Below are 13191 nucleotides of genomic sequence, written 5' to 3'. Positions count from 1 at the left end.
TTATGGCTCATTTTGCGCAGTCCCCTTCTTTTATTTTGCATCAGATCACCTGTCAGTTTGCGACGGGCGATACCCTTTTCGGTCCGCTAAATCTTACACTCGATGCGTCGCCGTGCGCGCTGGTTGGCCGCAACGGCAGCGGTAAAACACGCCTGCTGCGTCTACTGGCTGGCATTGATGAACCTGAAAACGGTCATATTGAGCGTTTCGGTACCCATGCCTATGTGGCGCAGCAGCATGATATTTCCTCGCAGACCACGCTTGCGGAACTGCTCGGATATAACGCGATCTTCGCCGCCCGTAAGCGCATCGACAGCGGTGACTATCAGCCCGAGGATCTGGAAAAGCTCGACGGTAACTGGGATTTGGCGGAACGCCTGAGTGAAGCGTTTATGAACGCGCACCTCCCGCCGTTTGATCCCGATAAACCGGCCAGGGAACTCAGCGGCGGCGAGCGTATTCGCGCCCTGCTCTGCGGGGCATTGATTGCGGATGCCGATTATCTGCTGCTGGATGAACCCACGAACCATCTGGACAGACAAGGGCGTGAATGGTTTTACGACCAGCTTTCCCACCATCAGGGCGGCGTGCTGGTGGCTTCTCACGATCGTGAGTTGCTGGCACTGGTGCCGCGCATTCTCGAGCTGAGCCCTTCTGGCCTGCGCAGCTTCGGTGGAAACTATGCTGATTATCAAACTCAGCGCGATACGGAACAGCAGGCTGCCCGCGCCGCGCTGGAGCACGCGGCCACTGAGCGCAAACGAATCCGCGCGCGGATGCATAAAGAGCACGATGACAGCCAGCGACGTTCAGCAAAAACGTTGCGTACGGTTGATAGCCTCAATATTGCCTCCTTTGAGCGGGTGAAATACAAAATGGCGGCAAAAGAGCGCATTGGCACCTGGAAAAAACAGCACAGCGAAAGGAATGACGCGTTAAATACTGCAGTAAACAACGCGCGCGAGCGGGTTGAAGACGATAACCCGGTCATCTTCACCATGCCGGGCAGTCGCGTCGCGGAGGGGAAGCAGGTACTGGTGCTGGAGGCGCTGGCGCTGCCGCATGTGGATATTCCGCCGATAAGCTGGCGTATGGACGGGCCAATGCGTGTCGCACTCCGAGGGCCGAATGGCTGTGGTAAATCGACGCTCTTGAAAGTGATGTCAGGAGAGAAAGAGCCCCGTTCAGGAACCTGCACGGTATCGGTCACCTGCGCCTATCTCGATCAACAGCTGTCGCAGTTCGATCTTTCACAGTCGGTGATGACGCATCTCAACCTCAGCAACTCGCCGCTTGAAGAAGGCACGTTGCGTACTCGTCTGGCGCAGCTTCAGCTTGGCGCTGATAAGGTCTCGCTCCCCCTGGCGGAACTCAGCGGCGGTGAGCGCCTCAAAGCCGCGCTGGCCATTGTTTTATGGCGTGAAGAGGCCACGCAGCTTTTGCTCCTGGATGAGCCCACTAACCATTTGGATCTGGCCTCCGTTCAGGCCATTGAGGCTGCACTGGCGGAGTTCCCCGGCGCGCTGCTGGTGGTGTCGCATGATGAAGCTTTTCTAAAGGGATTAACGCTGACGCATAACCTGGTGTGGAATGAGGCGGGATGGAATTACGTAAGCCTGTAAAACACAAGCCCCCGCAAGGGCGGGGGCGGTCAAACTGTATTACGCAATCTGTTTACTGAGTGCAGGGTTCGCCTGAATCAGGCGCATCAGCTTTAACTCGGTTGGCGTGGGCTTTTCACGTTTTGATTCCCACTCCAGCACCATCGCTACGCTGACACCCATCGCTCTGGCGAATTCATCTGTTTGCAGCCCTGTCCCTTTGCGCAATTGCTCAAATTCTGTAAAGGGATTGGACTTTTGTTGCAGGGTAACCGTCTGCGGTACATCTTTAAAAATAATCTGTTCCAGGCTGCTCAGCAGCTCAAACTCAGGATCTTTATATTCCATTGAGAACTCCTCTTAAATCACACATCGGGATCAAGAACATCAGAGAGCCAATTAAGAATAGTCCCTAATACAAACGAAGGATCGTTACGGATGTGATTAATCGTGCGGTAACGATAGCTTTATGCGTTTCAGCTATCTGGATAGTTATGCTAATTACCTGATTAGCCATATATCGGCTGCGACAGGTATTTTTTTGTAAATGGTAAGAAATAAAACGGCAATAGCCGTTTTGCATGAAAAGAGTATCTTGCGGGGCTGACCTGGACTATCCTTGTCAGCGTTGGGCACGCGTGTGCCGGTGTGCGCTTTTTTGGGTGAAAGGAGTAATAAAATGGCGACAGGAAAGTCCTGCTCTCGCTGGTTTGCGCCTCTTGCGGCGTTGTTGATGGTAGTTAGCCTGAGTGGGTGTTTCGATAAAGAAGGCGATCAGCGCAAAGCGTTTATCGATTTTCTACAGAATACAGTGATGCGTAGCGGCGAGCGTTTACCGACGTTGACTGCGGATCAGAAAAAACAGTTTGGTCCTTTCGTGTCCGATTACGCCATTCTTTATGGTTATTCGCAGCAGGTGAGCCAGGCGATGGACTCCGGCCTTCGTCCGGTGCTGGATAGCGTTAATGCGATCCGTGTACCGCAGGATTATATGACCCAACGTGAACCGCTGCGCCAGTCCAACGGTGCGCTTGGCGTGCTGAGCCAGCAGTTACAGAATGCCAAAATGCAGGCCGATGCGTCACGTTCTGCGCTGAAGCAGGGCGAGGATCTCAAGCCTGTCTTTGACAAAGTGTATGAGAAAGTGGTGACGAAGCCGTCTGACGCTTTGCAGCCGCTGATCCCGGCCGCGCAGGTCTTCACGCAGCAGCTGGTTCAGGTGGGGGATTTTATCTCCCAGCAGGGGACGCAGGTGAGCTTTGTCTCTAACGGTATCCAGTTCCCGACCTCACAGCAGGCAAGTCAATACAATACGCTGATTGGGCCGCTGGCTTCTCAGCACCAGGCCTTTAGCCAGGCGTGGAGTGCGGCAGTCGCTGCCACCGAGTAAGATAAAAAACCCCGCTTCGTGCGGGGTTTTTTTAAGCGTGTTGAAAATAACGCTTGTCATTCCTCTACCACATCGGTATAACTATCGCCGTCGGTTTGTTACACAGACCTAAAGCAGTTTAGTAAAGCAGTCCAGATTGTTATCCATAGATACCCTTCGTTGTGACCCTTCCTTCATCGCTTAAAAATCTGTAACGCAATCCATCAAGCCGGAAGGCACAATATATTTGTTAATAAGGTAATTTCTATGTCTGCTAAAATGACTGGTCTGGTAAAATGGTTCAACGCTGATAAAGGTTTCGGCTTCATCACTCCTGACGATGGCTCTAAAGACGTGTTCGTACACTTCTCTGCTATCCAGAACGATGGCTACAAATCTCTGGATGAAGGTCAGAAAGTTTCCTTCACCATCGAAAGCGGCGCTAAAGGCCCAGCAGCTGGTAACGTTGTAAGCCTGTAAGCTTCCAACCCAGTAGCACAAAATTCAAAAACCCGCCTTCTGGCGGGTTTTTTCGTTTCTACTGTTGGATCTGCGGATTAACGCAGTTCTTATCCACTTTTCCGCCGAGCGCGGCAATCAGGTTGTCTACCGCAGTCGCCGCCATGTTATAGCGCGTCTCGTGAGTGGCAGAGCCGATGTGGGGCAGGGCGACGACGTTTGGCAGTTTGAGCAGCGGGGAATCTACTGACAGCGGCTCTTGTTCAAACACGTCCAGACCTGCTGCATGGATCTCGCCGTTTTGCAGCGCCTCAATCAGCGCCTTTTCATCCACCACCGGGCCGCGACCCGCATTGATGAAAATGGCCGACGTCTTCATCTTTTCAAACGCGGCTTTGCCAATCAGGTGACGCGTTTCATCCGTCAGCGGCAGGATCAGGCAGACGAAATCAGATTCCTGCAGCAGCGTATCGAGCTCGCAGTAACGCGCGTTGAAACGTTCTTCAGCTTCGCTGTGGTGACGGCGTGCGTTATACAGAATCGGCATGTTAAAACCGAAATGTGCGCGCTGCGCCAGCGCCAGCCCGATACGTCCCATGCCAACAATGCCAAGCGTTTTGCCGTGAACGTCCACACCGAACCAGTCCGGACCAATGCTCTTTGTCCATTCGCCCGCTTTGACGCGCTCAGCCACTTCCACCACGCGGCGGGCCGTGCTGAGCACCAGCGCCATTAGCGTGTCGGCCACGGTTTCCGTCAGGGCATGCGGCGTGTGCATCAGCAGGATCTTGCGGGCGTTAAGGGCATCCACGTCGAAGTTGTCGTAACCCACAGAAACGGTAGAGGTCGCACGAAGCTTCGGCATTTTCTCCAGCAGGGCGACATCCACTTTCTCGCTTGAACCCAGCAGACCTTCAGCGCTGGCGAACGCCCCGGCGTGCTGCGCCACGGTTTCCGGGCTCAGGTTTTTCACCTGCGTGACGGTGAAGTGTTCCTCAAGGCGTTTTTGCAGATCGTCAGGCAGTGCTTTATACAAAATGACGGACGGCTTCATGCTAATCTCCGTTGATTTTAAAAGGTTTCAGGCGTGTCGCGCGCCGACAGGGTGCTGTTGATTATTAGCAGGCTTAACGGTCAGAGTAAGCCATACCGAGGCGAAAAGCGCTACCCCCATAAATATGTACGACGCTGACGGGCTGCCGGTGACACCGTTCAGATAGCCCACAAACCAGGAGCCACAGAACGATCCCAGCGCGCCCATGCTGTTAATCAGCGCCATCGCGCCGCCTGCCACATTACGCGGCAGCATTTCCGGGATGATGGCAAAGAACGGACCATACGGGGCGTACATCGCTGCACCCGCAATCACCAGCAGCGTATAAGAGACCCAGAAATGGTTCGCACCGACGGCCCAGGAGCCAATAAAGGCAAAGGCAGCGATGAGCAGCAGCGGCCAGACGAACAGCTTACGATTTTGCAGTTTGTCCGATGCCCAGGAAGCGATAATCATCGCGATGGTGGCGGCCAGATAAGGCACGGATGACAGCCAGCCCACTTCGACCATGCCAAGATTGTCGCCACCGCTGCGGATAATCGACGGCAGCCACAGCACGAAGCCATAGACGCCAATGCTCCAGGTAAAATATTGCGCACACAGCAGGATCACGTTGCGGGAGCGGAAGGCTTCACCGTAGTTGCGCACCGCCTTCAGACCCTGCTGTTCTTTATCCAGCTGAGCCTGCAGTGCGGCTTTTTCATCTTCAGAGAGCCATTTGGCCTGGGCAGGTTTATCTTTCACCAGCACCCACCAGCAGAAGGCCCAGATAATCGCCGGTACACCTTCAATGATAAACATCTCGCGCCAGCCGAAAGACTGGATCAGGTAGCCGGAGACCACCGACATCCAGAGCACGGTGACCGGGTTACCGAGGATCAGGAAGGTATTCGCGCGCGAGCGTTCAGATTTGGTAAACCAGTTGCTGATATAAATCAGCATCGCCGGCATGACCGCCGCTTCAACGACGCCCAGAATAAAGCGAATGGCCGCCAGGGCAGGAATATTATTCACCACGCCGGTCAGCGACGCGCAGCCGCCCCACAGGATCAGACAGACGAAGATCAGCTTGCGCACGCTGCGGCGTTCCGCGTAAATCGCGCCGGGGATCTGGAAGAAGAAGTAGCCGAGGAAGAAAAGCGCGCCGAGCAGGGAGGAGATACCTTTGGTGATACCGAGGTCTTCGGTGATCCCCGCGGCAGATGCGAAACTGAAGTTAGCGCGATCGAGGTACGCCAGGCTGTACGTGATAAACACGATTGGCATGATGTACCACCAGCGTTTTACTGCATTGGTCGAACTGTTCATAGGCTTGCCTCTGTTGTTGAGGTTGTTACCGCCGTTGTCTGTAGGGTACACGGTGGCTTGTTTTGTTGAGTGCGATTTGCTCCCCTCACCCCAGCCCTCTCCCCAAAGGGGAGAGGGTGTACGAGTTCCCTCGCCCCTTTGGGGAGAGGGTTCGGGTGAGGGGGATGTTTATTCGTTAAGCTCTGCTCGCGTTGGTAATCCTTCGCTGTCGCCCTGCACCTGAATCGCTAGCGAGCCAATCTTGTTGCCCCGCGCGACGGCCTGCTGCAGCGGTTTGCCTTCCAGCAGGGCGCTAATGACGCCCACGGCAAAGCCATCGCCCGCGCCGACGGTGTCGACCACGTTCTCAACCTTCACCGCCGCGACCGCGCCCTGTTCGCCGTTGGCCGTTTTAAACCATGCGCCATCGGCACCGGTCTTCAGCACCACCGCTTTTACCCCCTTATTCAGGTAGAAATCGGCAATGCCTTCCGGCGTATTTTCACCCGTCAGGATCATCCCTTCTTTCAGGCCCGGCAGAACCCAGTCGGCCTGGAACGCCAGACGGTTCAGTTTCTCGACCATTTCCGCTTCGCTTTTCCACAGCACCGGCCGCAAATTGGGATCGAAAGAGATCGTTTTACCCTGCGACTTCATGGCTGTTGCCGCATGATCCAGCAACGCATACGAGCTGGCAGACAGCGCTGCCGCCACGCCGCTGAGGTGCAGATGCCGCGCGGAGGCAAAATAGGTGGCGTGGTAATCCTCCACGGAAAGATGGCTTGCGGCCGATCCTTTTCGGAAATACTCCACGATGGGATCGGTTCCATTTTCGACTTTAGATTTCAACTGGAAACCCGTTGCGAAACGTCCGTCGAGCGTGACGCCTGCGGCATCAATTCCCTCTTTTTTCAGCGAGTCGAGAACGAAGTGGCCAAAGCTGTCGTCCCCTACGCGACTCACCCAGCCGACGTTCAGGCCCAGGCGCGCCAGCCCCGTGGCGACGTTCAGCTCTGCACCCGCCACGCGTTTCATAAAGCGTTCTACCGCGCTCAGGTCGCCCGTTTCGGTGGCCACAAACATCGCCATGGCTTCGCCGATAGTGATCGCATCCAGCGTCTTTTGCATGGTTTACTCCTCGCGCAGCAGGTTAACGTAGTGGCGGGTAACGGCAGTTAAATCTGCCCCTTCCAGCGGAAATTCGATACCGCGCGGGGCATCGGCAGGAAGCTGATTGAGTAAGTCCAGCCAGCGTGATTCCGCGCGGTCCGGCGCAATGGCGCGGAACTGCTCCTTATGCGGAACGGCGGCCTTAACGTGGATATAGCTCACGGCCGGAGCCAGATGACGCGCGGCCTCTTCGGGGGAATCGCCCACCCACAGCCAGTTGCCCATGTCGAAGGTCAGGGTGACGGGCAATGCCATCACCCGGCAGGCGGCTTTGAAGCGCTGCATGGGCGCGAGCTGGCCGCAGTCGGTCTGGTCATTTTCCACCACCAGCGCCATACCGCTTTCATTCAGCATCGCGCGTAAAGCTTCAAGCGGCTGTTTATCGTTGAAATGACCCAGCGAGAGTTTCAACCACAGCGCGTTGAGCGCGGTGGCTTCGGCCAGATAGCGGGGAAGGTCAGGGTTGAGCGTTCCGTTAGGCATAAACAGGGCGGCGGGTGCGGAATAACATGCCAGCAGACCCAGCAGCTCGATGGATTCCCCCAGCGCAGGCAGCGCCAGCAGCTCTTCGCTGTTGAACAGCTCCCGGCGAATTTCTACCCCGTCCGCGCCTGCGCCCGCAATGACGGGAAGCATTGCGCGTTGACCACCGGCCTGCCGCACCTGGTCCGCGCCATAAGCGGCGGTGACCACCATTATTTTCCTGCTCATACCAGACTCCATCGCGTAATCGATAGTATTACGCTAGATGGAACCGGTTCCAAAGAAAAGATCGGGATGTTGAATTTATGATCGCTGTCACGAAGGGAATTTAGCGGGCGGTAGAGCCGCGAACGATCAGTTCGCCAGAGAAGACCTGTTCACGCACGGCGTCGCTCGCGCCTTCAATACGGCGAACCACCTGTTCCACAGCGGCATAGCCGATTTGCCATGTGGGCTGCTTGAGCGTGGTGATGCCAACGCCTGCCAGTTCTGCCCACTCAAGCTCATCAAAACCCAGCAGGCCGATATCGCTTCCCCAGTGCAGGCCAATGCGCTTGAGGGAGCGGGCAACCTGGAGCGTTAGCGCCCCGTTTGCGGAGATGACGGCTTTACGCATTCCGCGGTGGCGCGTGTGGAACTGGCGAAGGGTATTGTCGATCTGGTCAGCTTCGTGCAGCGGGGTTTCGGCATTTTCGGCGATCACGCCGGGATAGCGGTCCAGCGTGGCGCAAAAGGCGCTTAAACGCTCGCGCCGCGTGTTGACCATACCCAGCGGTTCGCTCAGGAAAAGTACCGCTTCAAAACCCTGTTCGATGAGGTGCTCGGTGGCGGTAGTCGCCGCCTGCGTGTTATCCAGCCCGACCACATCGCAGGCAAATTCCGGAATTTTGCGGTCGATAAGCACCATTGGCAGCGAAGATTGCTGCAGCCGGTTGAGCCCTTCTTCACGCATGCCCACGGCATTCACCACAATACCTTCCACCTGGTAGCTGCGGAGCAAATCCAGATAGTGCAGCTCCTGATCGACCTCGTTATTGGTGTTACAGACCAGCGGCGTAAAGCCTTTTTCGCGGCAGGCAGCTTCGATGCCGCTGAGCACGTTGACGGAGTAGGGGTTGGTGATATCGGCAATGATCAGACCAATCAGGCGAGTTCTGCCGCGTTTCAGGCCGCGCGCCATGAGGCTTGGGCGATAGTCGAGTTCGGCAATGGCCTGTTCAATGCGGGCGAGCAGCGCGTCGGACAGCAGATGCTTCTCACCGTTGAGATAGCGCGAAATGCTGGTTTTACCGGTTTTGGCGGCTTTCGCCACGTCGCTGATGGTGGCCCGGGCTGGTTTGCTCATCGCTGATTTCCCTGAATTTAGTGAGAATACCTTAGCGGGAAAATCTGGCGAATCAAGTAATTTGCCCGGTGGCGCTGCGCTTAGCGGAGGTTGCGGTCTGATGCCCTCACCCCGACCCTCTCCCACGGGAGAGGGCGCAAACACTAAAAACGGCAACGGGGTTGCCGTTTTGCTTTTACCTACTGAATTGGGCTTAACGTAATCTCTACGCGACGGTTCTGCGCTTTGCCTTCCGCCGTGCTGTTGCTGGCGATTGGATTTGCCGGACCCATGCCGCTGGTGCGGATACGGTTCGCTTCAACACCCTGGGTAATCAGCGAGCTGGCCACGGAATCGGCGCGCTGCTGAGACAGACGCATGTTCAGCTCCTGGCTGCCGGTACTGTCGGTATAGCCCATCACGTTTACAGCGGTCTTGTTGTACTCTTTCAGCACCATCGCCACGCCGGTCAGGGTGTTTGCGCCTGCTGGTTTCAGCGTTGCGCTGCTGCTGTCAAAGGTCACGTTGTTTGGCATGTTCAGGATGATGTTATCGCCGCTGCGCGTCACGCTCACGCCGGTTCCCTTCATTTTGTCGCGCAGCTTCGCTTCCTGCACGTCCATGTAATAACCGACGCCGCCGCCCAGTGCTGCACCTGCTGCTGCGCCAATCAGCGCGCCTTTGCCGCGATCTTTCTTGGAGGAAGAGAGCGCCCCAACGCCTGCGCCGACCAGCGAGCCGATACCCGCGCCGATGCCGGATTTACCCGCTTCGCGTTCACCGGTGTAAGGGTTAGTTGTGCAGCCAGAAACAGCCAGGGCACCGCTCACCAGAGCGGCAATAACGAGTACGCGTTTTTTCATCTTATTTCCTTAATCCTTTTTATTCTTTGCCACGGCGAGCGTGGCAGTTGATTATGACGTCCAGATACGGAGAAAATTCAGTGTATAACTCTGAAATTTGTGACAAACCATAAACCGCCTCAATTAAGAAGGCCGTAAACCTGCACGCAACCAGGAGCGCACGCTTTGAGCACCTCAACCAAAACCATTCTGACCGCCGCCCACTGGGGACCCATGTTGGTCGAAACCGACGGAGAAAATGTCCTGTCGTCCCGCGGGGCACTGCCAACACAGCATCCCAACTCGTTACAGACTGTCGTACGCGATCAGGTACATAGCAAAACGCGCGTGCGCTGGCCGATGGTGCGTAAAGGTTATCTGGCTTCGCCAGACAAACCGCAAGGTATTCGGGGGCAGGATGAGTTTGTCCGCGTGAGCTGGGATGAGGCGCTGGCATTGATTCACACCCAGCATAAACGTATCCGTGATAGCTATGGTCCGTCGGCCATCTTTGCTGGCTCTTACGGCTGGCGTTCGAACGGCGTGCTGCATAAGGCCTCGACGCTGCTGCAGCGCTATATGAGTCTGGCCGGGGGCTATACCGGGCATCTGGGAGATTATTCCACCGGGGCGGCGCAGGCGATTATGCCGTATGTCGTGGGCGGGAATGAGGTCTACCAACAGCAGACCAGCTGGCCGCTGGTGCTGGAACATACTGATGTGGTTGTACTATGGAGCGCTAACCCGCTCAACACCCTGAAAATTGCCTGGAATGCCAGCGATGAACAGGGCGTGTCGTATTTCGACGCGCTGCGCAAAAGCGGCAAGCGCATCATCTGCATTGACCCCATGCGCTCTGAAACCATGGATTTCTTCGGCGACAGCGCCGAGTGGATTGCCCCCCATATGGGCACCGACGTGGCGATGATGCTGGGTATTGCCCATACGCTGGTAGAAAACGGCTGGCACGATGCGGAATTCCTGGCGCGTTGTACCACCGGCTTCGATAAATTCGCCGACTACCTGACGGGTGGAGCCGACGGGGTGGCTAAAACGGCGGAATGGGCAGCAGAGATTTGTGGCGTTCCTGCGGGCAAACTCCGCGAACTGGCAGCGTTGTTCCATAAAAATACCACCATGTTAATGTCCGGCTGGGGAATGCAGCGCCAGCAGTTTGGCGAGCAGAAACACTGGATGCTTGTGACCCTTGCTGCGATGCTGGGGCAGATCGGCACGCCGGGCGGGGGTTTTGGTCTCTCCTATCACTTTGCGAACGGCGGTAACCCCACGCGCAAAGCGGCGGTGCTGGCCTCTTTGCAAGGCTCGGTGCAGGGCGGCGTGGATGCGGTGGATAAAATCCCGGTGGCGCGCATTGTTGAAGCCCTGGAAAACCCGGGCGGTTTTTATCAGCACAACGGTCTGGACCGCCACTTCCCGGATATTAAATTTGTCTGGTGGGCGGGCGGGTCGAACTTCACGCACCATCAGGATACCAACCGCCTGATCCGCGCCTGGCAGAAGCCGGAGCTGGTGGTCATTTCCGAGTGCTTCTGGACCGGCTCGGCTAAGCATGCCGATATCGTGCTGCCTGCGACCACCTCGTTTGAGCGTAACGATCTCACCATGACCGGCGACTACAGCAACCAGCATATGGTTCCGATGAAGCGCGTAGTGGCCCCGCGAGATGAAGCACGTGATGATTTTGACGTCTTTGCGGAGCTGAGCGAGCGCTGGGAAGCGGGCGGGCGCGAGCGTTTTACCGAAGGCAAAACGGATCTGGAATGGCTGGAAACCTTCTACCAGATTGCGGCCCAGCGTGGCGCAGCCCAAGGGGTGACGCTGCCGCCGTTTGCTGAGTTCTGGGAAGCGAATGGCATCTTCGAAATGCCAGAGAGCGAGCAAAATGCGCAGTTTGTCCGTTTTGCTGATTTCCGCCGCGACCCGGAGAACCATCCGCTAAAAACCGAAAGCGGGAAAATCGTTCTCTTCAGCGAGCGCATTGCTGGCTTTGGCTATGCTGATTGCCCACCGCACCCTATGTGGCTGGAGCCTGACGAATGGTACGGCAATGCGCAGCCGGGACAGCTTCAGATCTTATCTGCCCATCCGGCGCACCGCCTGCACAGCCAGCTGAACTATACGTCACTGCGCGAGCAGTATGCGGTTGCCGGGCGCGAGCCCATTACCCTGCATTCCGAGGACGCGAAAGCGCGTGGAATCGCAGATGGCGACGTGGTGCGCGTCTGGAACGGGCGCGGACAGGTGCTGGCGGGGGCGGTGGTGAGCGACGGGATTAAGCCTGGCGTTATTTGCATTCACCAGGGGGCATGGCCGGATCTGGACCTGAGCGAAGGTGGCATCTGTAAAAACGGGGCGGTTAACGTGTTGACCAAAGATCTCCCCAGCTCGAAGCTGGGGAATGGCTGCGCGGGGAATACGGCGCTGGCATGGGTCGAGAAATATCAGGGGCCAGCGCTTACGTTAACGGCGTTTGATCCGCCTGCCAGCTCATGATCCACGTCGGGTGTTGGGTATCATCCTGCCAGGCGCTGTCTTCAATGCGAAAACCCTGCGCATGGTAGAAATTCACCGCCCGGACATTTTTCTGGTACACCTCCAGGCTTAAATACGGAAAGCGCTGTTGAACATGGTTCAGCAGCGCCCGCCCGATGCCTTTCCCGATGTACGACGGTGCGACAAACAGCGCGCCGACAAACTGCGACTGCATCACGCTGATAAATCCGCACGGCTTTCCGTCCTGTTCCCAGACCCAGGTTTCCGCTGACGGCAGGTAAACCTCCCGCACCATGGCTTCGTTCTCTTTCCAGTAGTTTGCATCGATAAACGGATGCGCCTCCGTGGTGCTTGCAAGCCACAGGCTCAGGAGCGGATCGGTATTTTCACTTTGCCATTTGCGGATCATGATGGCCTCCCGGATGACAGAAGCAGACCGTAATATGATCGTTGACCAGCCCGCATGCTTGCATAAAGGCGTAACAGATGGTGCTGCCGACAAATTTAAAACCGCGTTTTTTCAGCGCCTTAGAAAGTGCATCTGAAGCGGGTGTGGAGGCGGGGATCTCCCCGAGCGTAGCGGCCTGCGTGACTTGCGGCGCGTCATTCACAAAAGACCAGACAAATTCTGAAAATGACTCGCCGTTTTGCTCCATCGCCAGGTAAGCGCGTGCATTGCCGATGATGGCCTGGATTTTACCGCGATGACGAATGATACCGGCATCCAGAACCAGTCGCTCGACGTCCTCTTCGGTCATGGCGGCGACGGCGACAGGATCGAACTGGTGGAAGGCGTTGCGGTAATTTTCCCGTTTTTTCAGTACGGTAATCCATGACAAACCCGCCTGCTGGCCCTCCAGGCAGATCATTTCAAACAGTTTTTTGCCATCCGTTTCCGGTATGCCCCATTCACGATCGTGATAGTCGATATAGAGCTGATCCTGGCTTACCCAGCCGCAACGTTGCATAGGTTATCTCCCTTATTCACACGGTTATCGCAAAAAATTTCATTTCGTCAGGCTTGACGTGTCTGCTTTAAAGACAATAGTTAATACAGGGCTATATGCCCTAAACCTCTTCCTGAACAA

General features: G+C 56.3%; 13 protein-coding genes. 4 read left to right on the top strand and 9 right to left on the bottom strand.

Annotated elements, in window-relative coordinates:
• Positions 1-2: 2 nt before the first annotated feature.
• Positions 3-1622, top strand: coding sequence for an ABC-F family ATP-binding cassette domain-containing protein (locus KK102_RS18175; RefSeq protein ID WP_216358164.1), 1620 nt, complete (start codon positions 3-5; stop codon positions 1620-1622).
• Positions 1623-1661: 39 nt separating this feature from the next.
• Here the strand turns inward: KK102_RS18175 and KK102_RS18170 are convergent, their stop codons facing one another.
• Entirely contained in the window at positions 1662-1949 is a 288-nt protein-coding gene (locus KK102_RS18170; protein WP_010426260.1) for an HTH-type transcriptional regulator, read from the bottom strand.
• A gap of 331 nt (positions 1950-2280) precedes the next feature.
• Between KK102_RS18170 and KK102_RS18165 the strand changes: the two genes are divergently transcribed.
• The gene (locus KK102_RS18165) at positions 2281-2991 is read left to right on the top strand and encodes a DUF3053 domain-containing protein (protein WP_042715665.1); all 711 of its coding nucleotides are present in this window, start codon (positions 2281-2283) and stop codon (positions 2989-2991) included.
• A 246-nt stretch (positions 2992-3237) separates the two neighbouring features.
• Positions 3238-3450 (top strand): transcription antiterminator/RNA stability regulator CspE, encoded by a 213-nt coding sequence (gene cspE / locus KK102_RS18160; protein WP_003860775.1) that lies wholly within the window; start codon positions 3238-3240, stop codon positions 3448-3450.
• A 58-nt stretch (positions 3451-3508) separates the two neighbouring features.
• On the opposite strand, the gene ghrB is transcribed toward cspE, so the two are convergent.
• From ghrB to KK102_RS18130, 6 genes are all read right to left on the bottom strand, one after another.
• Entirely contained in the window at positions 3509-4483 is a 975-nt protein-coding gene (gene ghrB / locus KK102_RS18155; protein WP_216358163.1) for a glyoxylate/hydroxypyruvate reductase GhrB, read from the bottom strand.
• A 27-nt stretch (positions 4484-4510) separates the two neighbouring features.
• On the bottom strand, positions 4511-5791 hold the full coding sequence (locus tag KK102_RS18150; RefSeq protein WP_126546329.1) for an MFS transporter: 1281 nt from the start codon (positions 5789-5791) through the stop codon (positions 4511-4513).
• Positions 5792-5959: 168 nt separating this feature from the next.
• Positions 5960-6898: a sugar kinase gene (locus KK102_RS18145; protein ID WP_126546328.1), complete on the bottom strand. Its 939-nt coding sequence runs from the start codon at positions 6896-6898 to the stop codon at positions 5960-5962.
• Between the two features lie 3 nt (positions 6899-6901).
• Entirely contained in the window at positions 6902-7651 is a 750-nt protein-coding gene (locus KK102_RS18140; RefSeq protein WP_126546327.1) for a sugar phosphate isomerase/epimerase family protein, read from the bottom strand.
• 100 nt (positions 7652-7751) lie between these two features.
• A complete protein-coding gene (locus tag KK102_RS18135; protein WP_216358162.1) occupies positions 7752-8768 on the bottom strand; it encodes a LacI family DNA-binding transcriptional regulator in 1017 nt (338 codons plus the stop codon).
• Between the two features lie 179 nt (positions 8769-8947).
• Entirely contained in the window at positions 8948-9610 is a 663-nt protein-coding gene (locus tag KK102_RS18130; RefSeq protein WP_126546325.1) for an OmpA family lipoprotein, read from the bottom strand.
• Positions 9611-9775: 165 nt separating this feature from the next.
• On the opposite strand from KK102_RS18130, the gene KK102_RS18125 reads away from it, so the two are divergent.
• Entirely contained in the window at positions 9776-12103 is a 2328-nt protein-coding gene (locus KK102_RS18125) for a molybdopterin guanine dinucleotide-containing S/N-oxide reductase (protein WP_216358161.1), read from the top strand.
• On the opposite strand, the gene KK102_RS18120 is transcribed toward KK102_RS18125, so the two are convergent.
• Together KK102_RS18120 and tag are read right to left on the bottom strand one after the other, a co-directional pair.
• Positions 12066-12512: an N-acetyltransferase gene (locus KK102_RS18120; RefSeq protein WP_126546323.1), complete on the bottom strand. Its 447-nt coding sequence runs from the start codon at positions 12510-12512 to the stop codon at positions 12066-12068. The two genes, KK102_RS18125 and KK102_RS18120, sit on opposite strands and share 38 nt — an antisense overlap.
• Complete coding sequence (gene tag / locus KK102_RS18115; protein ID WP_216358160.1) at positions 12490-13071, bottom strand: DNA-3-methyladenine glycosylase I; 582 nt, start codon at positions 13069-13071, stop codon at positions 12490-12492. The genes KK102_RS18120 and tag overlap by 23 nt, the downstream gene beginning before the upstream one ends.
• Between the last annotated feature and the right edge of the window lie 120 nt (positions 13072-13191).

The sequence above is a fragment of the Enterobacter quasimori genome (genome assembly GCF_018597345.1).
Taxonomy (GTDB): domain Bacteria; phylum Pseudomonadota; class Gammaproteobacteria; order Enterobacterales; family Enterobacteriaceae; genus Enterobacter; species Enterobacter mori.
This window is presented reverse-complemented; position numbering and strand designations above follow the sequence as displayed.

Coding starts and splice junctions, on each gene's coding strand:
- KK102_RS18175 (WP_216358164.1), top strand. CDS start 3: ATGGCTCATTTTGCGCAGTCCCCTTCTTTTATTTTGCATCAGATCACC.
- KK102_RS18170 (WP_010426260.1), bottom strand. CDS start 1,949: ATGGAATATAAAGATCCTGAGTTTGAGCTGCTGAGCAGCCTGGAACAG.
- KK102_RS18165 (WP_042715665.1), top strand. CDS start 2,281: ATGGCGACAGGAAAGTCCTGCTCTCGCTGGTTTGCGCCTCTTGCGGCG.
- cspE (WP_003860775.1), top strand. CDS start 3,238: ATGTCTGCTAAAATGACTGGTCTGGTAAAATGGTTCAACGCTGATAAA.
- ghrB (WP_216358163.1), bottom strand. CDS start 4,483: ATGAAGCCGTCCGTCATTTTGTATAAAGCACTGCCTGACGATCTGCAA.
- KK102_RS18150 (WP_126546329.1), bottom strand. CDS start 5,791: ATGAACAGTTCGACCAATGCAGTAAAACGCTGGTGGTACATCATGCCA.
- KK102_RS18145 (WP_126546328.1), bottom strand. CDS start 6,898: ATGCAAAAGACGCTGGATGCGATCACTATCGGCGAAGCCATGGCGATG.
- KK102_RS18140 (WP_126546327.1), bottom strand. CDS start 7,651: ATGAGCAGGAAAATAATGGTGGTCACCGCCGCTTATGGCGCGGACCAG.
- KK102_RS18135 (WP_216358162.1), bottom strand. CDS start 8,768: ATGAGCAAACCAGCCCGGGCCACCATCAGCGACGTGGCGAAAGCCGCC.
- KK102_RS18130 (WP_126546325.1), bottom strand. CDS start 9,610: ATGAAAAAACGCGTACTCGTTATTGCCGCTCTGGTGAGCGGTGCCCTG.
- KK102_RS18120 (WP_126546323.1), bottom strand. CDS start 12,512: ATGATCCGCAAATGGCAAAGTGAAAATACCGATCCGCTCCTGAGCCTG.
- tag (WP_216358160.1), bottom strand. CDS start 13,071: ATGCAACGTTGCGGCTGGGTAAGCCAGGATCAGCTCTATATCGACTAT.